Origin of the sequence: Nonomuraea sp. N2-4H, assembly GCF_045291505.1 — a bacterium.
Taxonomy (GTDB): domain Bacteria; phylum Actinomycetota; class Actinomycetes; order Streptosporangiales; family Streptosporangiaceae; genus Nonomuraea; species Nonomuraea fastidiosa.
Genome location: NZ_CP147987.1, coordinates 4264785 through 4286455 on the forward strand (window position 1 = coordinate 4264785; position 21671 = coordinate 4286455).

The window sequence follows — 21671 nt, forward strand, 5'->3', positions numbered from 1 at the left end:
GGCCTTTCCAAGCGGTGCCGAGCCCGGCCCTCCGGTCTTCCCGAGCGGAGACGGGTCAGGGTGAGCGGACCGCGCCCATCCAGTCCGGGACCTCGTTCAGCAGCGCCTCCAGCTCCTCTAACAGCGCCTCCCCGACCACGCCGCCGGCCCTGGAGATCTCCTCGACGCGCCGGCACAGCTCGGCCTCCCTGGTGGCGCCGACCGTGGCACAGGCGCCCTTGAGGCGGTGCGCGAGCGCCGCCGCCTGCGGCCGGTCACCGTCGCGTACGGCCTGGCGCAGCTCCTCGAACGTGCGCGGCGCGGTCGCCAGGTAGGCCCGTGCCACGTCGGCGAGCGCCTCGGCGGAGAGCCCGGCCAGCTCGGGCGGCAGCCCGGCGGAGGCGGTCCACTCGGGGATCCTGGCCAGCACGCGCGCCCAGTCGACGGGCTTGGCGAGGTGGTCGTCCATGCCGGCCTCCAGGCAGCGGATGCGGTCGTCCGGCATGGCGGCGGCGGTCATGGCGATGATCGGGGTGTGGGACTCCTCGCGGCTCCTGATCTCCTCGGTGGCGGCGAGCCCGTCGAGCACGGGCAGCTGGCAGTCCATGAAGACCAGGTCGTAGTCGCCGGCGAGCACGGCGCGCACCGCCTGCTCGCCGTCGTCCACGGTCTCGACCTCGTGCCCGGCCTGGCTGAGGACGAGCATGGCGACCTGGCGGCTGACCTCGTCGTCCTCGGCGACGAGGATGCGCGCGCCGCCGGTCGGCCCGCCGCCGGAAGCGCCGGACCCGCCGGAGGCGCCGCCGGGGTTCTCGGCGGTGCCGAGGGCGTTCTCCACGGCGGCGAGCAGGCGGCGGCGGCTGAGCGGCCGGGTGATCGACTGGACGGCCCGCTCGCCCGCGGGCGCCGGCCAGGCGACGCCCGAGCGGCCGGGGGTGACGACCACGATGACGCTGGTGGCCTGGAGCAGCGGATCGACGAGGATGGCGTGGGCCAGCGAGCGCGGCACGTCGGAGGACTCGCCGTTGTACGGTCCGGCGCTGAGGTCGAGTGCGACGACGGCCAGCTCGTACGGCTCCCCGCTGCCCGCGGCGGCCCGCAGCATGCGCAGGGCGGACTCGACGTCCCTGGTCTCCTCCACGTCGGCGCCCGCCTGGGCGAGGAAGCGGGCGGCCAGCGCGCGGTCCTCGGGCCGCTGGTCGGCGACGAGGGCGCGCCGTCCCTCCAGGGCGGCGGCGCCGGGCTCCGACCAGTCGAGCACGTCCATCGGCAGCGTCGCCCAGAACCGGCTGCCGACGCCCTCCACGCTGTCCAGCCCGATGCGCCCGCCCATCAGCTCGACGAGCTGCCGGCTGATGGCCAGGCCGAGGCCGCTGCCGCCGGTCCTGCGGGTGATCGGGGTGTCCACCTGGCGGAAGACGCCGAACACCTTCTCGCGGTCCTGCGGGCCGACGCCGATGCCGGTGTCGGCCACGGCGAACCTGAGCACCACGCGGTCCTGTCCAGGCTCGCCTTCGTCGAGCGTGACGTGCAGGTCGACGCCGCCTTGGACGGTGAACTTGAGGGCGTTGCCGACGAGGTTCGTCAGCACCTGGCGCAGCCGGGCGGGGTCGCCCACGACCTGTCTGGGGACGTTCTCGTCGAGCCGGAGCGTGAGCCACAGGCCCTGCTCGTAGGCGTGCGGCGCGAACGGCGCCACGACCTCGTCGCACAGGCGCGGCAGGTCGAACGGCACGGCCTCCACCTGGAGGTGGCCCGCCTCGATGCGCGACAGGTCGAGGAAGTCGTCGAGCAGGCGCAGCACGTTCTGTGCGGCCTCCTGGGCGGTGGTGGCGTAGTAGCGCTGCTCGTCGTCCAGGCGGGTGTTCATGAGCAGCGAGTTCATGCCGAGCACGCCGTTGATGGGGGTGCGGATCTCGTGGCTGATCTTGGCGACGAACTCGGACTTCGCGTTGGACGCGTCGAGCGCCTCGTCGCGGGCGGCGGCCAGCTCGGCGGCGTACCTGGCGAGCGTGGCCTGGGCGCGGCGGCGGCCGCGGGTGCTGTGGATCTGCAGGCCGAGGCCGATGAGGATGAGCAGGGCGAGCAGGGCGGCGACGGTGAGCACGTTCGTGCGCACCCGTTCGGCGGAGGCCAGCGCCTCGGCGGCGAGCACCTCGGCGGTGACCGTCCAGCCGATGCTCGGGATGGGCTCGGACGCCGACAGCACGACGCCGTCGATGCCCTTGTACTCGCCGCTCCACGCCTGCCCGTTGAGCGCGTTGTCCACGCGCGGGTCCTCGCGCAGGGAGGTCAGGGCGTTGATCTTCTTGCTGGGGTCGTCGGCGACGAGCACGCCGGCCTTGTCGGTGATGAGCAGCCGGATGTCCTGCGCGTCGGCGGCCTTCTCGGCGAACTGCTGGATCGCGTCGAGGCTGTAGACGACGGCGAGCATGCCGACCATGCCCACGCCGTCGGCGGAGGGGATGGGCGCGGCCACGGCGACGGCTCTGGAGACGTCGCGCATGGTCGGCGTGTACGCCTGCGAGACGTAGGCGGCCCGCTGGTCGCGCACGGCGCGGTACCAGTCGGTGCTGGCGGTGTCCTGGGGCAGCACGACGGGCGGCTCGACACCGAGCGTCTGCCCCTCCGGCGAGATCATGACGACGCCGCTGACGCCGTCGCGCATGCGCTTCAGCTCGGCCAGCCAGCCGGCCAATGTGCCGGGCTCGGTCCTCTTGACGGCCTGGCGTACCTCGGGCCGCTGGGCGAAGGCGGTGACGAGCTGCTTGAGCGAGTCCATCTGCTGTTCGACCACGACCCGGCTGACCGAGGCCGTGGTCTTGACGCGGTCGCTCACCTCGTCTCTGACCGCGCCCTCCGACAGCGAGATGCTGGACGAAGTGAGCAGCGCCAGCGGCAGCAGGCCGAGCAACGTCCACAGGGCCGTCACCGCGAGCAACCATCGCACGGGCGTCCGTCCCTCCCCCTCTCGTTGGGGTACAGAGTAGGAGGGTTCCGGCGTTCGCGCCGGTTCCCGATGAACAGAACGAGCAAAAGTCGATGTTTTTCGGCAAAACCCGCCTAAGCTGCATTGATCGACCAGTTAGACGAGGAGCGTGGCGATGCCTGAGCTCAGGGACATCACCGTACTCATCGTGGACGACGACCCCGTGGTGACCGCCGCACTGCACGCCCAGGTCAACCGGGTACTGGGGTTCAGGGTCGTGGGGATCGCCCATACAGGTCACGCCGCTCTGGCCGCCGCCGCCCGCTTCGCGCCGCGTCTCGTCCTGCTCGATCTTCACCTTCCGGATATGCCCGGCTTAGAGGTGGCTCATCGCCTGCGCAGGCCCGAGCAGCCCCCTGCCGACGTGATCGTCATCTCCGGCCGCAAGGAGTCGGCCACCGTGCGCGCCGCGATCCAGCGCGGCGCGCTCTACTACCTGGTCAAACCCACGCGGGCGGGCACCTTGGAGCAGACCCTGCTGCGGTACGCCGCCACCCTGGAGCAGCTCGAGTCCGGCGACAGCTTCGCCGAGCAGCAGGAGATCGACCGGATCTTCCGCTCGATGCACCTCGACTCCGCCTCCCGGCCCAAGAGCATCTCCCCCGCCACCGAGCAGGCCGTGCTCGACGCCCTGGCGGAGGTCGAGGAGGACGCCTCGGCGCACGAGCTGGCCGGCATGATCGGGGTCAGCCGCGCCACCGCCCGCCGCTACCTGGAGCACCTGGCCGATCGCGGGCTGGTCGAGGGCCGCCCGAGGTACGGACCGACAGGGCGGCCGCAGCACCGGTACCGCGTCCGATGAGGGAGGACCGGTGAAAGGGTTGCGGGCCTTACTCGCGGCGGTGCTCATCTGCCTGGCGCCGGCGGGCTGCGGCGAGCCGGACCCCTTCCCCGAGGACTCGACGATGGCGCGCATCAGGGAGCGCGGCGTGCTCACCGTCGGCATCAAGTTCGACCAGCCGATGTTCGGCTACAAGGACCCGGTGAGCGGGCGCATCACCGGCTTCGACGCGGAGATCGCCAGGCTCATCGCCAAGGACCTGACGGGCAGCGAGCGCAACATCCGCTTCGTGGAGACGGTCTCGCGCGAACGGGAGAACTTCATCACCCAGGGGCTGGTGGACCTGGTGGTGGCGACGTACTCGATCACGCCGGAGCGGGCCAAGGTGGTGTCGTTCACCGACCCGTACTACTACGCCGGGCAGGACCTGCTGGTCAGGGTGGGCGACACGACGATCAACGGCGTCGAGGACCTGAAGGGCAAGACCGTCTGCACGGCCAAGGGCTCCACGTCGGTCGATCGGCTGCGCTCGACCGTGCCCACGGCGCACCTGGAGATCGTGGACGCCTACAGCATCTGCGTGCCCGCGCTGATCTCGGGGCGGGTGGACGTGGTGAGCACCGACGACACGATCCTGCTCGGTCTGCTGGCCCAGCATCCCGACACGCTGCGGCTAGTCGGCAAGCCGTTCGGGCGCGAGCCGTACGGGATCGGCATCCGCAAGGGGGACGCGGTGTTCCGCGACTACCTCAACGGGCTGATCGCGCGCTGGTTGCGCGACGGGCAGTGGGACCGCGCGTTCGTCGCCACGATCGGGGTCACCGGCACCACGTCCGCCTCGTCGCGACCGGCCAACCCCTGAATTAAACGATCAGAAGGATCTAAACGATCATAAGTCGCTTCGCGGCGGGTCCCGCTTCTTACGGTTACGCCAACGCCGACCGAGACAAGGAGCGTGACGCATGAGCCACGCGGACCTGATCGTGCTGGACCGGGTGAACAAGCGCTTCGGTGACCATCACGTGCTCAGGGACGTCAGCCTGACCGTGCGGCAGGGCGAGGTCGTGGTGATCATCGGGCCGTCCGGGGCGGGCAAGTCCACCCTGTGCCGGGCGATCAACCGGCTGGCGACCATCGACTCCGGCACGATCACCCTGGACGGCGTGCCGCTGCCGGCCGAGGGCAAGGCGCTGGCCCGGCTGCGGGCCGAGGTCGGCATGGTGTTCCAGTCGTTCAACCTCTTCGCGCACAAGACCGTCCTGGAGAACGTCGTCCTCGGGCAGGTGCACGTGCTGAAGCGGCCGAAGGACGAGGCCGTGCGCAGGGCCCGCGAACTGCTCGACCGGGTCGGCATCGGCGGCCAGGCGGACAAGTACCCGGCGCAGCTGTCCGGCGGGCAGCAGCAGCGGGTCGCCATCGCCAGGGCGCTGGCCATGGACCCGAAGGCGATCCTGTTCGACGAGCCCACCTCGGCCCTCGACCCGGAGATGGTCAACGAGGTGCTGGAGGTCATGACGGCGCTGGCCCGCGAGGGCATGACCATGGTCGTCGTCACCCACGAGATGGGCTTCGCCCGCCGCGCCGCCGACCGGGTCGTGTTCATGGCGGACGGCCAGATCGTCGAGCAGGACACCCCCGCCGCCTTCTTCGGCGCGCCGAGCAGCGACCGCGCCCAGAACTTCCTCGCCAAGATCCTCACCCACTGACCGACCGCAGAGACCTCCTGAGGAGTCGTCATGTCCCGCATATCGCTACTCACCGTGATCGCCTCGACGCTGACCGTGGCAGCCGCCGCGTCCGGGTGCGGCGCCGACAGCCACGCCTCCACCGCGTCCATCGTGGACAAGGCCAAGAACGACAAGAAGCTGGTCATCGGCGTGAAGGCCGACCAGCCGGGGCTCGGGCTGCGCACCCCCGACGGGAAGTTCACCGGCTTCGACATCGAGGTCGCCAAGTATGTGGCCAAGCAGCTCGGCGTCGAGGAGAAGGACATCACGTTCAAGGAGACCGTGTCGGCCAACCGGGAGGCGTTCATCGAGCAGGGCCAGGTGGACATGGTGGTGGCCACGTACTCCATCACCGACGCGCGCAAGCAGAAGGTCTCCTTCGCCGGGCCGTACTTCGTGGCCGGGCAGGACCTGCTGGTCAGGGCCGACGACACCGAGCTGACCGGGCCCGAGGCGCTCAACGGCAAGAAGCTCTGCTCGGTCGCCGGCTCGACCCCGGCGCAGAAGGTCAAGGCGGAGTACGCCAAGGAGGTGCAGCTGCAGGAGGAGCGCACGTACTCGGCGTGCGTGGACCGGGTGCTCGGCGGCCAGCTCGACGCGATCACCACCGACAACGTCATCCTGGCCGGCTACGCCGCGCAGCACGCCGGCAAGCTCAAGGTCGTCGGCAAGCCGTTCAGCACCGAGAAGTACGGCATCGGGCTGAAGAAGGACGACGCCGCCGGGCGCAAGGCGATCAACGACGCGCTGGAGAAGATGTTCTCCGACGGGAGCTGGACCAAGGCGCTGCAGGACAGCGTGGGCGCCTCCGGCTTCGCGCTGCCCCAGGCCCCGCAGCTCGAGCGGTACTGAGGCGCCATGGAAGCGCTGCTGACCGAGGGCGGCACGATCATCGCCGCCTTCTGGATGACGGTGCGGCTGACGGCGGTCAGCGCGCTCGGCTCGCTGGTGCTGGGCACGCTGCTGACCGCCATGCGGGTGGCGCCGCTGGGCGCGCTGCGCGCCACCGCCACCGCGTACGTGACCGTGGCCCGCAACACCCCGCTCACGCTCGTGCTGCTCTTCACCGGCCTCGGGGTGGGCGCGAACCTGGGCCTTGAGCTGTCCGACGACATCGCCACCAACAACTTCTGGCTCGCCGTCATCGGGCTGACCGCCTACACCTCGGCGTTCGTGTGCGAGGCGCTGCGCTCGGGGCTCAACACGGTGCCGGTGGGGCAGGCGGAGGCGGCCCGCGCGCTGGGCCTGGGCTTCGCCAGGACGCTGGCACTGATCACGCTGCCGCAGGCGTTCCGCGCGGTGGTGGCACCGCTCGGCAGCATCCTCATCGCGCTCACCAAGAACACCACGATCGCGCTGGTGGTGGGCGTGGCCGAGGCGTCGGTGCGGATGCGCGAGATGATCGAGACGTACGGAGACCAGGTGATCGAGATCTTCCTCGGCTTCGCGGCCGGGTTCGTGCTGCTCTGCCTGCCGATGGGGCTCGCGTTCGGCTGGCTGTCGCGGCGGCTGGCGGTGGCCCGATGAGCGTCTGCACCACCCTGTACGAGCCTCCGGGCCCGCGCGGCGTGCGCCGCAACCGGGTGCTGACCGTGCTCGTCGTGCTGGCGCTGCTCGCCGTGGCCGCCTTCGTGTACGCCCGCTTCGACGCCAAGGGCCAGTGGGCCGCCGAGAAGTGGACACCGCTGCTGCGCGCCGACGTCTGGGCCACGTTCATCCTGCCCGGCCTGGCGGGGACGCTCGCGGCGGCCGTGGCGGGCGTGGTGCTGGCCGGGCTGTTCGGGCTGGTCTTCGCCACCGCGCGGCTGTCGGACCACCGGTGGGTGCGGATCCCGGCGGCGGTGGTGGTGGAGTTCTTCAGGTCCGTGCCGCTGCTGCTGCTGATCTTCTTCGCGTTCTTCGGCTCGTACGTGCTCATCGGCGTGAACATCTCGGCCTTCGCCGCCGTGCTGTTCGGCCTCACCCTCTACAACGGCTCGGTGATCGCCGAGATCATCCGCGCCGGGGTGCTGAGCCTGCCGAAGGGGCAGCGGGAGGCGGCGTACGCGGTGGGCATGCGCAAGGGGCAGGTGATGCGGCTCGTGCTGCTGCCCCAGGCGGTCAAGGCCATGCTGCCCGCGTTGATCAGCCAGTTCGTGGTGCTGCTGAAGGACTCGGCGCTGGGACTGATCGTCGGCTACGACGAGCTGGTGGACCGGGGGCTGAACGGCATCGCGGCGAACTTCTCGAACGTGATCCAGGCGGCCGTGCTCATCGCGGCCATCTTCATCGCGATCAACATGGCGCTGGACCGGCTGGCCGCCCGGCTGGGCGCGAGCGCCCGCGCACGGCCCGCGTGATCGCGGGCAGCCAGGGCGCGAGACCGATCAGCGCGAGCAGCGCGAGCAGCGGCAGCCGCCACCACCAGCCGACCGTCGCGGGTGGGGTGGCGGGCGGTGGCGAGACCCAGGGGCGGGCGGTCTTGGACCAGGCGAGGAAGGCGTCGCCGATGGGGAGCAGGCCGAAGGCGTACCGCTTGGTCCAGGGCGTGCCGATCGGCAGCCCGGCCAGCTCCCCGTAGTTGGCCAGCGCCCCGGCGAGCGCGGCGTCGCCCTGGGCCTGTGCCGCACCGAGGGCGACCGCGGTGGCCGACAGGCTCACGCCCAGCGGGAGCGGCCCGGAGTCCACGTCGGCGGGGCCGTCCATGCCGTGCGGGTACTCGCGGACGGCCGGTCCGAGGCCCAGCGGGGCGGCGACGTACAGCTCGCGGAAGCGGGCGTACTGGGCGGCGGCGAAGGCCGGGTCGATGTCCACGAGGAAGCGCAGGATGAGGCTCTGCGAGCTGCCGCGCGCCACTCCTTCTGGCTCGCCGGTGTCCGCCGCGACGACGTGCGGGATCAGGCCGGTACGCGGGTCGAGCCGCTCGCGTACCCGCTCCAGCCAGCGGGCGACGGTGCCCGCGTGGCGCGGCTCGCCGGTCAGCGCGTCGTGCAGCCGCAGCGAGGCGACCGCGACCGTCGAGTCCACCGGCCACGCCTGCCCGGGGTACGCCTCCAGGAACGGCGAGCGCGCCGCGTCGAACGCGCGCGCCAGGGCGGCCGAGTCCTCGGTGAAGCGGCGCAGCTCGGCCGGGTCGCGCCGCCCGTCCTGTTGCAGGCTCAGCACGCCGCCGAGCAGCCAGTTGCCCCAGCCCCGGTAGAAGACGCCGAACGGCGGATCGAGCGACCGGTCGAACGGGGCCCTGCCGCCTGGGCCGTCCAGCCGGGCCAGCGCCCACCTCGCCTCGCGCAGCGCCGCCGCCCGCTCGTCCGGCCGGCGGTGGCCGAGCTCGACCCAGGCCAGGCCGTACAGGACGTGCAGGAAGAAGTAGCCTTCGGGGAAGAGCGCCTGCGCCTCGTCTCCGGCGCCCGCGTCCAGCTCGGCGCGCAGGAACGTGAGCTGCCGCCGCACCCCCGGCGGCTCGCCGTCGGCGGCGGTGGCGGGCGCGATCAGGCGTACGGCTCCGAGCAGCGCGCACAGGCCGGCCACGACGGCGGCCGCCCGCCGCGCTGCGCGCCTGACGGACCGGAGGGACAGGGCTGCGGGCATCGGGCCGATCGTAGTGGCGGGGGTCGATCTGGATGGCAGGAAATGTGTAGAAAGATGCCATGCCCATTCCCCCCGGCCCCTTCATAGGCCGCACTCTCGCCCGGCTCGCCCAGGACCTCCGCGACGGCCGTACCACCTCGACCGACCTGACCGAGCAGGCGCTCGGCGCCGCCGCCGCGCTCGACCCTGCGCTGAACGCGTTCGTCACCGTGGACGGCACCGGCGCGCTGGAGGCGGCCAAGGCGGCCGACGACGAGCTGGCCGCGGGCCGGGACCGGGGGCCGCTGCACGGGATCCCGGTCGCGGTCAAAGACCTGATCGAGGTGGCCGGACTGCCCGCCACCATGGGCTCCCGGCACTTCACCGGCTACGTCCCCGGCCGCGACGCCGCCTGCGTGGCCCGGCTGCGGGAGGCCGGGGCGGTGATCGTGGGCAAGACGACCACCCACGAGTTCGCCTACGGCCCCACCGGCGACCGCTCGGCGAACGGCGCCTCGCGCAACCCGCACGACACCGGCCGCATGTCGGGCGGCTCCAGCGGGGGCAGCGGCGCCGCCGTGGCGGCGGGCATCGTGCCACTGGCGCTCGGCACCGACACGGGCGGGTCCGTCCGCATCCCGTCCGCTCTGTGCGGGGTCGCCGGGTTCAAGCCCGCGTACGACGCCATCTCCGCCGACGGCGTGTTCCCGCTGTCGCGCTCGCTCGACCACGTCGGCGTGCTGGCGGGCGACGCGGACAGCTGCCTGACCGCCTACCGCTGCCTGACCGGGGACGAGGTGCCCGAGCGGGCGGAGGACGCCCGGGTGGCGTGGCTGGACGCGAGCGACCTGTTCGCGGGCGACCCCGAGGTGGTCGCGGTCGCCCGCGCGGCGGCCGGCTCGGCGGGTGAGCCGCCCGAGGTACGGCTGCCCGAGGGGTTCGCCGAGGAGGTGCTGCGCACGTACCGGACGATCCAGTCGTGCGAGGCGGTCGCCGTGCACGCCGAGCGGATGGAGCGGGCGCCCGAGCTGTTCGGCGAGGAGGTGCTGGAACGGCTGCGCGGCGCGGCGCAGGTGCCCGGATGTCGCTACGTGCGCGCCGTGCAGGACCGCGAGCGGCTGATCGCCGCCGCGGGCGCGCTGTTCGAGCACCACGACGTGCTCGCCCTGCCGACGGCGGCGATCACCGCCCCGCCGATCGACCGGCGTGAGGTGGCTCTCGGAAGCGAGACCGTGCCCGTAGGGGTCGCGCTGCTCTCGCTGACCTGCCCCTGGAACGTGCTGCGCTTCCCCGCGCTGACCGTCCCCGCGGGCACGGTCGCCGGACTGCCGGTCGGCCTGCAGCTCGTCTCCCGGCCCGGCGACGAGGCCCTCCTCTTCTCGGCCGCCCGCCGTCTCACCGCCTGAGGTCCGGGGAACCGGCGGCCTTCGAGGACGCCGGCGTCGAGGCCCGTGTCGCTGAAGGCCGTCGCGGAGGGCGGCGGGTCGTTCTTCGCCTCCGGCGTGGACCCGGGCTGGGCCAACGACGCGCTGGAGGCCGCCGACGAGGGCGGCAACCCGTCGGCGGGCGGCAAGGGCTGGGGCGACAACGGCAACGTGATGTGCGGCCGGGCCAACCACCTGTGGGACCCGACCGGCACGCCGCAGTCGGCCATCCCCCTGCTGCGGCATCGGCAACTGGGCGGCCGGTGGCGCGTTCGCCGAGGTCGCGCCGCTGCCGGCGGGCATCGAGACGTGAGCGTCCCTCTACCTGTCGATCACGAACAACCCGCACCGGGCGGAGTTCACCTGGAACGCGGCGGCACAGAGGGTCGAGCTGAGCTGGCGGGCCGCCTGGAAGCGGCCGTCGATCGACATGGCCAAGACGATCTTCGACAAGATCAACGCCAGGGAGGGCACGTCTCGATCACGGCGCCGGCCGAGCGCAACATCGAGCACATCATCGCCGCCGGCTTCTGAAGCCATCGGCCTTTCAGCGGCCTGGCCGGTCTCCGCGCCGCCGGGGCACGGAGACCGACCAGGCCGACCGGCCCGTCATGCGCGCGCCGGCGCGGCGCTCACCTCGGGTGGGCGCCGCCGTCCACGCTGAGCACCTGGTTCGTCAGGTAGCCGTTGCGCAGGACGGCCATGCACAGGTCGGCCACCTCCTCGGGCCGCCCGAACCGCCCCACCGGCAGCGCACCGGGCCTCGCACCCGGCGGGAGCATGGCGGTGTCCTCGATGAGCGCGGGCGCCACCGCGTTCACCGTCACCCCATCCGCCGCCACGCGCGGCGCCAGGAAGTGCACCAGGCCGTGCAGCCCCGCCTTGGACGCCGCGTAGTGCGGCCCCACGATCCCGCCCGTGAACCCGGCCACCGACGACATGAACAGCACCCGCCCGAACCCGCGCTCCACCATCCCCGGCAGCGCCGCCTGGGCGAGCAGGAACGGCGCGCGCAGGTTCACCGCCATCGTGCGCTCCCACGTCTCCAGGCCGACCTCGGCGTAGCCGAGCGGCTCGGCGTATCCGGCGTTGGCGATGAGCAGGTCCACCGGGCCCAGCTCACCGGCGGCGGTGTCGAGCAGGGCGCGGGGCACGTCGGGGTCGGCCATGTCGCCGGGCAGCGCCAGCGCGGGCACCCCGGCCGCCACCGACTCCGCGACGAGCTGCCCGGCCTCTGCGGCGCGGCCGCCGTACGCGAAGACCGTGCGCACCCCGGCGGCGATGAGGCGGCGTCCGATCGCCTGCCCGATGCCGCCGGACGCCCCGGTGAGCAGCGCCACCCGCCCGTCAAGATCCTCCATGTCCCCTCCAGCCCCGTGATCACCGTTATCCCTCACTTCGTGCCCACCCGCCGTACGCGGCACGCGGCACGACCAAGCGAGCCGTGCCCGCGGCGGATCCGCTGGTTACAGTGAGGCCGTGAGCCACGATCGGCACGGCCTGGCCATGACGGGCGCAAGCACGGCGGCGGTACGCCACTACGACCAGGCGATCGACGAGCTGCTGCACTTCAGGGCCGAAGTGGACGCCGAGGCGAACGCCGCCGTCGCCGAGTCGCCCGGCTTCCCGATGGGCAACGTCCTGGTGGCCTATCTCGGGCTGCTGACCACCGAGGTGGAGGACGCGCGGACGGCGCGGGCCAGGTTCGCGGCGTTCCAGCGCAGGACGGAGGGCGCCGAGTTGCTGCCCCGCGAGCGGGCGCACGTCGCGGCGGTGCGGGCGCTGCTCGACGGCGACTTCCTCACCTGCGGGTCGCTGCTCGCCGAGCTGACCGCCGCGTACCCGCGCGACGCGCTGGCGCTCGCGGTCGGACACCAGATCGACTTCTTCACCGGCGACGCGCGCATGCTGCGCGACCGCGTCGGCGGCGCGCTCACCGCCTGGCCGGAGGACGACCCGCACTTCGGTCACCTGCTCGGCATGTACGCGTTCGGGCTGGAGGAGACCGGGCACCACGACCGGTCGGAGGAGGCCGGGCTGCGGGCGGTCGAGCTGAACCCGCGCGACGTGTGGGCGATCCACGCGGTGGTGCACACGTACGAGGAGCAGGGCCGCTTCGGCAAGGGCCTGCGCTACCTCGACGCCCGGCTGCCCGACTGGTCCGCCGGGACGTTCTTCAACGTGCACACCTGGTGGCATTACTGCCTGTACGCGCTGGAGAGCGGCGACCTGGCGCGGGTGCTGGCGATCTACGACTCGGTGCTCGCCGACGGGCAGTCGTGCCTGGAGCTGCTGGACGCCGCCGCGCTGCTGTGGCGGCTGCACTTGGAGGGCTCCGACCAGCACGAGCGGTGGCGGGCGCTGGCCGACCGGTGGCCGGCGCGGGTGGCCGAGCCGTTCTACTCGTTCAACGACATGCACGCGGTGATGTCGTACGTGGGCGCCGGGCGGATCGGCGAGGCGGAGAAGCTGGTCGCCGAGCGGGAGGCGTACGTGGCGCGGCCCCTGCCCGGAGTCACCAACCACGGCATGACACTGCGGGTGGGCCTGCCGGTGTGCAAGGCGATCGTGGCGTTCGGGCGGGGCGACTACGACGCGGTGGTGGACCTGCTCTATCCGATCAGGCACCGGATCGCCGAGTTCGGCGGCAGCCACGCGCAGCGCGACGCCGTGCAGCGCACGCTGCTGGAGGCCGCCCTGCGGGCCGGGCGGCACCACCTGGCCAGGGTGCTGGTGAGCGAGCGGATCAGCCTGCGGCCGTGCAGCCCGTACAACTGGCTCAAACAGGCGGCGCTGGCCGACGCGCTCGGCGACGGCGCGGCGGCGGCCGTGGCCCGGGTCCGCGCCGATGACCTCGCGCGCGGCGGCGGGGCCGGCGAGAATGTCGGTGCCGTCGAGTAGCTTGCAGGGCATGGAACGGCAACTCACCCTCATGGTCGTGCACGCCCACCCCGACGACGAGTGCCTCAGCACCGGCGGCGTCCTCGCCCGCTATTCCGACGAGGGCATCCGCACGGTCCTGGTCACCTGCACCAACGGCGAGCAGGGCGACGGCGAGGGCGGCGTCAAGCCCGGCGACCCCGGCCACGACGACGCCGCGGTGGCCAGACAGCGGCTCGGCGAGCTGCGCGAGTCGGTCGCCCACCTCGGCGTCGAGCACCTCGAGCTGCTGGGCTACCGCGACTCCGGCATGCAGGGCTGGGCGGCCAATTCTCATCCCGAGGCGTTCGCCAACGTGCCGCTGGAGGCGTCGGCCGGGCGGCTCGCCGAGCTGATGGAGCGCTACCGGCCACAGGTCGTGGTGACGTACGACGAGACGGGCGGCGGCGGTTACGGCCACCCCGACCACGTGCGCGCCCACCAGATCACGATGGCCGCCGCCGAGCGCACCGGCATTCCCGACAAGCTCTATCACACCGCCATCCCCCGGGCCGCGATCAAGCGCATGTTCGAGCTGATGCGCGCGCACGGCATCGACCTCGGCGGCGAGGTCCCCTCCGACGACTTCGGCACCCCTGACGAGAAGGTCACCACCATCGTCGACGTCTCCGCCTACACCGAGCGCAAGCTCAAGGCGCTGCAGGCGCACGAGAGCCAGGGGGAGAACATCTTCTTCCTGCGCATGCCGGAGGAGGCGCAGCAGCAGGCGTTCTCGCACGAGGCGTTCGAGCGCGTGCTGTGCAAGGTCGACGCGCCCGCCCGCGAGGACGACCTGTTCGCCGGCCTGCGCTCGTAGGCGTGCGGGGCGGCGCCGGAGATCGCAGGTGTGCGGGCGGCACCCGAAACCTGAGGGTGGTGGGCGTCGGCGCCAAGTTCGCACGACTGCGGCCGAGGCCGCAGGTGCGGGTGCGGGTGCCGGCGTTGAGTGTGCGCGGCCAGGGCCGAAACCGAAGGTGTGCGGGCGACGCCCGTAACGCGGCGCGGCGCTCGGCACAAGCCGCCGCTGACACCCGCTGCCCCTCACACGGCGACGGCCCCTCCCCGCGCCCTCCGACTCCCCGACTCCTTCGCGACCACCACCACCGGTGCCCGGGTGCCGGGTGAGGCAGCCGGGCCACCGGGCGAGGCGCCCGGTCCGCTCGGTGGGGCGTCCGAAGCGGCTGGCGAGGCGGTGGGGCGCGGGGATGGGGCCGCTGGGTGAGGCACCAGGCGAGGCGGCCGGAGCGCTGCGCGAGGCCGCCCGATGCGGGGAAGTCAGCCGGGGCACTACGCGCGACGGCCCAGGGGCACTGGGCGAAACAGCCGGAGCGCTACGTGAAACGTCTGGGGCGCTGCGCGAGGCCGCCGGACGCGGAGGGAGCCGGACGCGGAGGGAGCCGGACGCGGAGGGAGACAGCTAGGGCACTACGCGAGACCGGCCAAGGGCGTCGGGCGAAACAGCCGGAGCGTTGCGTGAAACGGCCGGGGTGAAAGTTTCATCGGCGAACGGCTGTCTTTGCAGCTTGTGCGGAGCCCTGAAGTCGCGGTGATGGTGATCGGCCACACCGCCGCCTACAGTGCTGACAAACGCACCCGGAGATCCGGTCAAGGAGCCTGTCATGCGCGCCCGCCTCATCCCGGTCCTTGCCCTCGCCCTCCTGACCCTCGGCCTCGGCGCGCCACCGGCCGGCGCACAGACTGCTGAGCCGGAGGCGGCGCAGGGCACCGCGCTGGGGGTCGCGAAGAGGGCCGAACGGGACACGGCGCGCGAGGCCGAGCCGGGGGCCGCTCAGAACGGGTTCGACTTCTCGCGGGCGGAGGTGTCGGTCACCGGGCTGCAGGTGCCGTGGGGGCTGGCGTTCCTGCCCGACGGCAGCGCGCTGGTGTCCGAGCGCAGCACCGGCCGCATCATGCAGGTACGCCCGGGGCAGACGCCGACGCCGGTGGCGACGATCAGCGGGGTGCGGGCCTCTGGCGAGAGCGGCCTGCTGGGCATCGCGGTCTCGCCGGCGTACGCGCAGGACGGCTGGGTGTACGCGTACTTCACCAGCACCGCCGGCGACAACCGCCTGGTCAGGCTGAAGCTTTCTGCCCCGCAGACGCAAGAGGTGCTTTTCTCCGGGGTGCCGAGCGGGACGATCCACGACGGCGGCCGCATCGCGTTCGGCCCGGACGGCATGCTGTACATCGCCACCGGCGACGCCGGCAACACCTCCAACGCGCAGAACCTGAACAGCCCGGCCGGCAAGATCCTGCGCATGACGCCCGAGGGCGGTGTCCCCGACGGCAACCCGTTCCCCGGTTCGCGGGTGTGGAGCTACGGCCACCGCAACGTCCAGGGCCTGGCGTGGGACGACGAAGGCCGGATGTACGCGAGCGAGTTCGGCCAGAACACGTGGGACGAGGTCAACCAGATCGTCGCGGGCGGCAACTACGGCTGGCCGGTGTGCGAGGGCAGGTGCGGCAACTCCTCCTACCGCGACCCGATCGTCACATGGTCCACCGCCGAGGCGTCGCCCAGCGGCCTGACCTACGCCGACGGCGCCCTCTACGTGGCGGCGCTGCGCGGGCAGCGGCTCTGGACGATCCCGCTGAACGCCGGCACGCCGGGCACGCCGGTGGCGGAGCTGCGCTCGTCGTACGGCCGGTTGCGCGCGGTCGCGGCGGGCCCGGACGGCCACCTCTGGGTGGCGACCAGCAACCGCGACGGTCGCGGCACCCCGGTGGCGCAGGACGATCGCATCATCCGCATCCCGCCCGCGACGGACGGTGGCGGCGAGCCGTCCGGCACCTGCACGGCGACGGCCACCACGCAGACGCAGTGGAGCACCGGCTACGTGATTCAGCCGGTGACCGTCGCCAACACCGGCACCGCGCCGCAGAACGGCTGGACGGTGACGTTCACGCTGCCCGACGGCCACGCGGTGACGGGCTCGTGGAACGCGACCCTGACCGTCTCCGGCCAGACGGTCACGGCCAGGAACACCGCGCACAACGGCACGCTCGCGGCCGGCCAGAGCACCACGTTCGGCTTCCAAGCCACCCGCCCCTCCGGCGACACCAGCGTCCCCTCTGGCTACCAGTGCTCCTGAGCTGAGCCGCAAGGGGTAAGCCCGGCCAAGCGGACCCTGGCAACCGGCTCCTTCGAGCTGACCGCGCAGGCCGTCATCGTCGCGAGCGGCGGCATCGGCGGCGACCTCGACCTCGTCCGGCGGTCCTGGCCGCAGCGGCAACGAACGCCCCGGCACCGAAGGGGGCCCCGGCACCGAAGGGGGAACGAGGTGGGACCCGTCGGACGGCCAGGCGGCCAGGCAGGCAAGCAGGCAAGCGGCCAGGCAGGCAAGGGGCAAGCGGGTCGCCCGAGGGGCCGAGACCGAGCTGAGCCTGCAGGGGAGGCCGGCCCTGAACACACGCGGCGGGCGGCCCTGACCAGCCGGCGGGGCTGGGCAGGCGAACAGAACCAGGCTCGCGCGGCGAACCAGACCAGGCCCGCACGGCGAACCAGACCAGGCCCGCACGATGAACGAGACCGGGCTCGCGGGCGACGCAGGCCGACGAGCCTTCTCGTCCCGGGAGGCCAAGAGCCGGGATGGGACATTCCGGGCTGGGGCGTCGGCGCTGGTCAGAGCCTCCCTGACCAGTGGGGCGGGGCGGCGGCGTGGGGTCAGATCCAGCCGCGTCTGGTGGCTTCCATGGCGATCTGGAAGCGCGTGCGGACCCCTAACCGGTGCATCAGCTTGGTGATGTGCCGCTGCACCGTGCGCTCGCTCCACCCCAGGGCGCGTGCCGCTGAGCGGTCCGTTGCGCCGGCGGCGAGCAGAGTCAGCAGGCGTTCCTCGTCGGGTGGCAGGTCCCGATCGGGTGCGGGCTCGCCGCCCCCGAGCTCGCCACCGAGCCCGCCGGCCCCGCCCGACCCCGCGGCTCCCGTGAGCCCGTCCGGCCCGCCCTGCCCGCCCGGCCCGCCGGCTCCGGGGAGGCGGACCGGGACGCTGCGGTCCCACAGCGCCTCGAAGAGGGCGATCAGCGCGTCGAGCAGCGGCGACGGGTGGATCAGGTACGACGCGGTGAGCACGTCGTCCCCGGCGCGCATCAGCGGGATGATGGCGAGCCGGTCGTCGGAGATGCCGAGCTTCATGGGCAGCCCGGCGTGGATTCGCGCCTGCTCGCCGTGCTGCATCCCGATCGTGACGTCCTCCAGCCAGCCGGACATCTCCAGCACGCTGGTGTCGTAGATGACCCGGTAGCGCACGCCCCGCCGCAGCAGGTCGAGCTCGACGGAGTTGGGTTCGCGGTGCTGGGCCGGGGCGGCGTACGGCGGGCAGTCGAAGCCGCGCATCTGCGCCCGCGTGTCCCGCTGCATCTGCACCCACCGCTGGTTGACCTCGTCACGCCCGGAGACGACCTCGACCAGCTCGCCGGGGTGGGCGAAGCGGGTGTTGGCGCGGTAGACGTCCATGAGGGCGCGGATGTGGGCGCGTACGCCGTCCAGCTCGCGTTCCCGTTCGCGCAGCAGCGCCTCCAGGCTGCTGTCGGGTGAGACGGCGACGTAGCGGGTGGGCCGGCCGGTGGAGCGGGTGGCCAGGCCGAGGTCGAGCAGCGTCTGCAGAATGCGGCGGGCGGCGGTGGCCGGCAGGTGGCAGTCGGCGACGATCTCGGCGACGGTGGCCTGGGTTCGGCGGACGAGCGCGTGGTAGACCTCCTCGTCCTGAGGGCTGAGCCCGATCGCCTCCAGCACGCGATCCTCCTGTCCGGATAACGACACATGGCGGAAACTCGCCACTAACAGATCTTGTCAGTAATTGGCGGAAGATGTCAGCGTTCTTGAGCACCATCGGCCCCAGTGGCCACAGGAATGAAGGAGCATCATGCCGTTGTCCCCTCGTCGCTCGCCTGGTCGCCGACTGCTGGCAGCCGTCTTACCTGCAGTTCTGCTGACGACCGCGACGTTCGGGACGCTCGTCCCGGCGACCGCGAGCCCGGCCGCGGCGCAGACGGCCCCCGCCCCCGACCGGGGCGGCAAGATCGACGCCAAGCTTGCCGAGCAGATGAAGAGCGCGCGCGGTCGCATCGAGGCGCTCGTCGTATTGCGTACGCTGAAGGAGCCGCCCCCGGCCGACACCCCCGTGCAGGCGCGCGCCGCGCTCAAGGAGAGCGCGGAGCCGGTGCAGGACCCGGTGGCCGAGTTCGTGCGCTCGCGCGGCGACCAGGTGGTCAACACGTTCTGGCTGAAGAACATGATCCTGGTACGTGCCACGCCCGCCACGCTGGCCGCGCTTGCCGAGCTCGAGCTGGTCGATCGGATCATCCCGAACTTCACCCTCACCGCGCCCGAGCCGGAGCGCGCGCCGCAGCCCAGGACCATGGCGGCCGAGGAGACCACCTGGGGCATCGCCAAGATCGGCGCGGACCGCGTGCAGAAGGAGCGCGGCCTGACCGGCAAGGGCGTCCGGGTGGCCGTGCTCGACACCGGCATCGACATCACCCACCCCGACCTGCAGGGCAAGCTGGTGGGCTCGGGCCCGGAGCACGCGGGCGGCTGGATCGAGTTCGACCCTGACGGCAAGCCCGTGGCCAGCGAGCCGCACGACAGCGCCTTCCACGGCACCCACGTGGCGGGCACGATCGCGGGCGGCGACACCTCCGGCACGCAGATCGGCGTCGCGCCCGGCGCCGAGCTGATGGCCGCGCTGACCATCCCGGGCGGCAACGGCACGTTCGCGCAGGTGATCGCGGGCATGCAGTGGGCGATCGCGCCGTACGCCGCCGACGGCACCCCGGCAGGCGAGCCCGCCGACGTGGTCAGCATGTCGCTCGGCGCCGAGGGCTACTTCGACGAGATGGTCGAGCCCGCGAGGAACATCTACCGGGCGGGCGCGTTCCCCGCCTTCGCCGTCGGCAACAACTGCGCGGAGGGCGCGTCCTCCAGCCCCGCCAACGTGTACGAGGCGATCTCCGTGGGCGCGACCGACGCCGACGACAACGTGGGCGACTTCTCCTGCGGCGGCGTGGTCAAGTCGACCGACTGGTTCGACGCGCCGCCGGAGTGGCCGGACTCGTACGTGGTGCCCGACGTCTCCGCGCCCGGCGTGGACGTGGTGTCGACGATGCCCGGCGGCGGGTACGCGGCGCTGAACGGCACCTCGATGGCCACCCCGCACGTGTCGGGCACGGTCGCCCTCATGCTGGAGGCCCACCCCGACCTGACCGTGGACGCGGCCGAGGAGATCCTGGCCGGCACGGCGGTCGCCGACGACCGCTACGGCCCGCTGCCGAACTCCCGCTACGGCCGTGGCCGCATCGACGCGTACGCGGCGGTCGCCGAGGCGACGCTGACCAGCGGCGTGCGCGGCACCGTCGTCGACAAGCGCGGCCGCAAGCCGCTGGCCGGCGTGCGGGTGACCAGGCCCGACGGGCGCAGCACGGAGACGGACGAGAACGGCCGCTTCGAGCTGCGGATGCCCCCGGGCAAGCACGAGCTGACGCTGTCCAGGTTCGGCTACGAGGACGTGAAGAAGACCGTCACGGTGCGCGAGAACCGGCTCTCCGACACGCGGTTCGAGCTGGAGCGGACCAGGTGGAGCACGATCTCGGGGCGGGTGACGTACGGGCCGACCGGCACGGCCGTGCCCGGCGCCACGGTCAGCGTGCTGGGCGTGCCCGACGAGCTGGCCGCCACCACCGACGCCAAGGGCCACTACACGATCAAGGACGTGCCGGTCGGTGCGTACAAGATCGCCGCACAGGCCACCGGTGTCTCCAGGTCGCCTGAGATCGAGGTGACGGTGGACAAGCACAAGGCGTCGGCGGACTTCACGCTGCCCCGCCGCTCCCCCACCGAGCGGGTCTCGCTCGGCACGGACGGCCGGCAGGCCAACCACGACTCCTGGTGGGCCGAGCTGAGCGGCGACGGCAGCACGGTGGTGTACGCGAGCTTCGCCACCAACCTCACCGACGAGCGCGACACCAACGGCGAGCTGGACATCTTCGCCACCGACCTGCGCACCCGCGTGACCGAGCGGATCTCGGTGGCGGCCGACGGCGGGATCGCCGACTCGTTCTCGCTGACGCCGACGGTCAGCCGCGACGGCCGGTACGTCGGGTTCAGCAGCGGCGCGACCAACCTCGTCGAGGGCGATGACAACGGCCGGACGGACTCCTTTGTCCGCGACCGGCAGACCGGGACGACCGAGATGGTCTCGGTGTCGTCCAGCGGTGAGCCCGGCGACGACAACTCGGGCTCGCCGAAGCTCAGCGCGGACGGCCGGTACGCCGTCTTCGACAGCATGGCGACCAACCTCGTGCCCGGCGACACCAACGGCCGCAACGACGTGTTCCTGCACGACCGGCAGACCGGCACCACCGAGCGGATCTCGGTGACGCAGGACGGCGAGCAGTCGAACGGCAACGCCCGCGAGGCCACGATCAGCGCCGACGGCCGGTACATCGCCTTCCAGAGCGACGCATCCGACCTGGTGCCAGGGGACGACAACGGGGAGATCGACACCTTCCTGCTGGACCGGCGGACGGGCACGCTCACCCGCATCACCGGCCCCGACCCGGCCACCTCCACCGACGGCCCCGTGATCAGCGCGGACGGCACCAAGATCGCGTACTCGAACGGCTTCGGGCTCGGCGAGATCTACGTGCAGGACCTGGCCACCGGCAAGGCCGACATGGTGTCGGTGACGCTGGACGGGACCGGCGCGAACGCCCTGACCTTCGCCCCCTCGCTCTCCGCCGACGGAAGCAAGGTCGCCTTTTACAGCAGCGCCGACACCCTCGTCGAGGGCGACACCAACAACCTCAACGACATCTTCGTCCGGGACGTCGCGGCCGGCACCACCTCCCGGGTGTCCGCCGTGCCCGGGGGCGGTGAGGGCGACGGGCGCTCGTACCTGCCGTCGATCAGCGCAGACGGCCGGTACGTGACGTTCGAGAGCACCTCGACCAACCTGGTCGACGGCGACACCAACAAGCGCTCGGACATCTTCGTGCACGACCTGGTGAACGGGCCCGAGGCGCTGTTCGTGGTGAGCGACCTGAAGGTGACGCCGGAGTCGTCGCCCTCGGGGCACGTGCGGGTGAGCGCGCAGGTGCGCAACATCGGCGAGCGCGAGGGGACGTACGACGCCGTGGTCCGCGTGAACGGCGCCGAGGAGCAGCGGCGCGCGGTGACGCTGAAGCCCGGCAAGGACGCGAAGGTCTCGTTCGAGCTGCGGCGCACCCAGGCGGGCACGTACACCGTCACGCTCGGCCCGCTGACCGGCCACTTCACGGTCAAGCGGTGAAGCGTCCAACGCCGCTGC

At 72.5% G+C, this 21671-nt stretch carries 16 protein-coding genes; 12 read left to right on the top strand and 4 right to left on the bottom strand.

The genetic code is table 11. The features are described 5' to 3' along the window. Positions 1–55 precede the first annotated feature (55 nt). Positions 56–2929, bottom strand: a complete 2874-nt coding sequence (locus WBK31_RS19770) for a response regulator (protein ID WP_406675382.1) — start codon at positions 2927–2929, stop codon at positions 56–58. Positions 2930–3083: 154 nt separating this feature from the next. Here WBK31_RS19770 and WBK31_RS19775 point away from each other — a divergent pair, with 154 nt between their 5' ends. The 6 genes from WBK31_RS19775 (at position 3084) to WBK31_RS19800 (ending at position 7815) form a co-directional block, all read left to right on the top strand. Next, the gene (locus WBK31_RS19775) at positions 3084–3770 is read left to right on the top strand and encodes a response regulator (protein ID WP_364053583.1); all 687 of its coding nucleotides are present in this window, start codon (positions 3084–3086) and stop codon (positions 3768–3770) included. A 10-nt stretch (positions 3771–3780) separates the two neighbouring features. Further along, positions 3781–4611 carry a glutamate ABC transporter substrate-binding protein gene (locus WBK31_RS19780; RefSeq protein WP_364053586.1) on the top strand — a complete coding sequence of 277 codons (831 nt, stop codon included), beginning with the start codon at positions 3781–3783 and terminating at the stop codon, positions 4609–4611. A gap of 100 nt (positions 4612–4711) precedes the next feature. Beyond that, entirely contained in the window at positions 4712–5455 is a 744-nt protein-coding gene (locus WBK31_RS19785; RefSeq protein ID WP_406675383.1) for an amino acid ABC transporter ATP-binding protein, read from the top strand. A gap of 30 nt (positions 5456–5485) precedes the next feature. Continuing rightward, positions 5486–6328, top strand: a complete 843-nt coding sequence (locus WBK31_RS19790; protein WP_364053592.1) for a glutamate ABC transporter substrate-binding protein — start codon at positions 5486–5488, stop codon at positions 6326–6328. Between the two features lie 6 nt (positions 6329–6334). Further along, positions 6335–7003 (top strand): amino acid ABC transporter permease, encoded by a 669-nt coding sequence (locus WBK31_RS19795; RefSeq protein ID WP_364053595.1) that lies wholly within the window; start codon positions 6335–6337, stop codon positions 7001–7003. Next, on the top strand, positions 7000–7815 hold the full coding sequence (locus tag WBK31_RS19800; protein WP_364053598.1) for an amino acid ABC transporter permease: 816 nt from the start codon (positions 7000–7002) through the stop codon (positions 7813–7815). The genes WBK31_RS19795 and WBK31_RS19800 overlap by 4 nt, the downstream gene beginning before the upstream one ends. Here the strand turns inward: WBK31_RS19800 and WBK31_RS19805 are convergent. Further along, positions 7751–9043, bottom strand: coding sequence for a hypothetical protein (locus WBK31_RS19805; protein ID WP_378788138.1), 1293 nt, complete (start codon positions 9041–9043; stop codon positions 7751–7753). The two genes, WBK31_RS19800 and WBK31_RS19805, sit on opposite strands and share 65 nt — an antisense overlap. Before the next feature lie 59 nt (positions 9044–9102). Between WBK31_RS19805 and WBK31_RS19810 the strand changes: the two genes are divergently transcribed. Both WBK31_RS19810 and WBK31_RS19815 read left to right on the top strand, forming a co-directional pair. Further along, positions 9103–10428 carry an amidase gene (locus tag WBK31_RS19810; protein WP_406675384.1) on the top strand — a complete coding sequence of 442 codons (1326 nt, stop codon included), beginning with the start codon at positions 9103–9105 and terminating at the stop codon, positions 10426–10428. Positions 10429–10777: 349 nt separating this feature from the next. Further along, entirely contained in the window at positions 10778–11110 is a 333-nt protein-coding gene (locus WBK31_RS19815) for a hypothetical protein (protein WP_406675509.1), read from the top strand. On the opposite strand, the gene WBK31_RS19820 is transcribed toward WBK31_RS19815, so the two are convergent. Beyond that, positions 11079–11807, bottom strand: coding sequence for an SDR family NAD(P)-dependent oxidoreductase (locus WBK31_RS19820; protein ID WP_406675385.1), 729 nt, complete (start codon positions 11805–11807; stop codon positions 11079–11081). The genes WBK31_RS19815 and WBK31_RS19820 overlap by 32 nt on opposite strands. Positions 11808–11925: 118 nt before the next feature. On the opposite strand from WBK31_RS19820, the gene WBK31_RS19825 reads away from it, so the two are divergent. The 3 genes from WBK31_RS19825 to WBK31_RS19835 all read left to right on the top strand — a co-directional run bounded on the left by WBK31_RS19825 (position 11926) and on the right by WBK31_RS19835 (position 16457). Further along, a complete protein-coding gene (locus WBK31_RS19825) occupies positions 11926–13347 on the top strand; it encodes a tetratricopeptide repeat protein (protein ID WP_364053610.1) in 1422 nt (473 codons plus the stop codon). Positions 13348–13357: 10 nt separating this feature from the next. Continuing rightward, positions 13358–14182 (top strand): PIG-L family deacetylase, encoded by an 825-nt coding sequence (locus WBK31_RS19830; RefSeq protein ID WP_406675386.1) that lies wholly within the window; start codon positions 13358–13360, stop codon positions 14180–14182. 802 nt (positions 14183–14984) lie between these two features. Then, positions 14985–16457, top strand: coding sequence for a PQQ-dependent sugar dehydrogenase (locus tag WBK31_RS19835; RefSeq protein WP_406675387.1), 1473 nt, complete (start codon positions 14985–14987; stop codon positions 16455–16457). A gap of 572 nt (positions 16458–17029) precedes the next feature. On the opposite strand, the gene WBK31_RS19840 is transcribed toward WBK31_RS19835, so the two are convergent. Beyond that, entirely contained in the window at positions 17030–18100 is a 1071-nt protein-coding gene (locus WBK31_RS19840) for a helix-turn-helix domain-containing protein (protein ID WP_364053619.1), read from the bottom strand. 130 nt (positions 18101–18230) lie between these two features. On the opposite strand from WBK31_RS19840, the gene WBK31_RS19845 reads away from it, so the two are divergent. Beyond that, complete coding sequence (locus WBK31_RS19845) at positions 18231–21653, top strand: S8 family serine peptidase (RefSeq protein ID WP_406675388.1); 3423 nt, start codon at positions 18231–18233, stop codon at positions 21651–21653. Positions 21654–21671: the final 18 nt, after the last annotated feature.